Consider the following 1378-nt stretch of genomic DNA (forward strand, 5'->3'; position numbering starts at 1 on the left):
CTATGGGGGAAATGGGGGCATATCCCCGCATCGCGCCGCTGCGCGGCAAGACCGGGTTGCAAAAAATCTTTTTTTATTGTCAAATACCCAGACGAAGGGGAGTAACTCCCTCGTTTTGCTGCAATATACGAAAACAGACACCACAGCAAAATCGCTAACAACAAGTCGTCATTACGAAGTTGACACTTCCGGCTTGTTGGGCATGCAGCGACACTGCATGTCGAGCCAGACCTTCGATTGAAACCTGAACAGGTTTGATCGAGGTATCTGCGGCGTCCACGGGCGCCGACCCCAGCCACCCATCACACCCGTTCCGGTTTCACGAAGCCGGAAATCCGTCGTGCGCCGTCGCGCGGATTTCCAAGTCGAAACTTGACATGGRGTGTGACGTGGAACTATTTACTGCCCCCTGGTGGTCCGCCCTGCTGGCCATCATCCTCATTGACCTGGTGCTCGCCGGCGACAACGCCATCGTGATTGCACTGGCCGCGCGCAACCTGCCATCCCACCTGCAGAAAAAAGCCATCGTATGGGGTACGGTGGGCGCCATTGTGGTCCGCTCTGCCATGACGGTTGGCGTGGTGTGGCTGCTGAAAATTCCCGGCCTGATGCTGGTGGGCGGCCTGGGGCTGCTGTGGATTGCCTACAAGCTGCTGGCCGACCAGGGTGACAAGGAGCACGACGGCCCGGTTGCTCACACCTTTTGGGGCGCCATGAAAACCATCGTCGTGGCCGACGCCCTGATGGGCATCGACAACGTGCTGGGTGTGGCCGGCGCCGCACACGGCTCGTTTGACCTGGTGGTCATCGGCCTGCTGGTCAGCATCCCGATCGTGGTGTTTGGCAGCACCATGGTGCTCAAGCTAGTGGAACGTTTCCCCATCATCATCAATATCGGCGCCGCCGTTCTGGCCTTTACCGCCGCGAAGATGATTGTGAGCGAGCAGCTGCTCGACCCGATCTACGGCGGCCCGGGCACCATGCCTTCGGCTGAAACCCTGCACCTTGCAGCGCAGTGGGCAACCTACGCCCTTGCGGTGGCAGGCGTGCTGGGCGCAGGGTGGTGGGCCACACGACGCTCACGGTCCGCGCAGGATGCCGACCTGATTCCACATTGAAACCAGCAACCCGTGGGGGGCGTATGCCCCTCTTTCAGCCAGCAAGCTTCTAAAACGACGACAACTCAAGGAGAACTTTATGGACAACATCATTGTGTACATTGACGATGCCGCATATGCCCTGCAGATGCTGCAACCCATGCTGCCGGCCGGCGAGGCCCACAGCCCTACTCGCTGGATCGTGGTCGGCTGCGCACCCCGCGTGACGCACCGCGTCAGCAAATGGGTAACACACAGTGCGCGGGAAAGCTGGCGCGGCA

2 protein-coding genes and 1 pseudogene are annotated in these 1378 nt (G+C 60.1%); all 3 read left to right on the forward strand.

Features of this window, described 5'->3' with window-relative positions:
* Nucleotides 1–241, forward strand: a 241-nt coding sequence (locus AC1D1X_RS23345) for a hypothetical protein (protein WP_477699350.1), incomplete at its 5' end; no start/stop codon positions are given.
* Nucleotides 242–389: 148 nt separating this feature from the next.
* Complete coding sequence (locus tag AC1D1X_RS23350) at nt 390–1118, forward strand: TerC family protein (protein WP_477670606.1); 729 nt, start codon at nt 390–392, stop codon at nt 1116–1118.
* Nucleotides 1119–1197: 79 nt separating this feature from the next.
* Nucleotides 1198–1378, forward strand: a pseudogene (locus tag AC1D1X_RS23355) (hypothetical protein); the annotation flags it as partial.

It is taken from the genome of Polaromonas sp. P1_G4, from assembly GCF_056405475.1.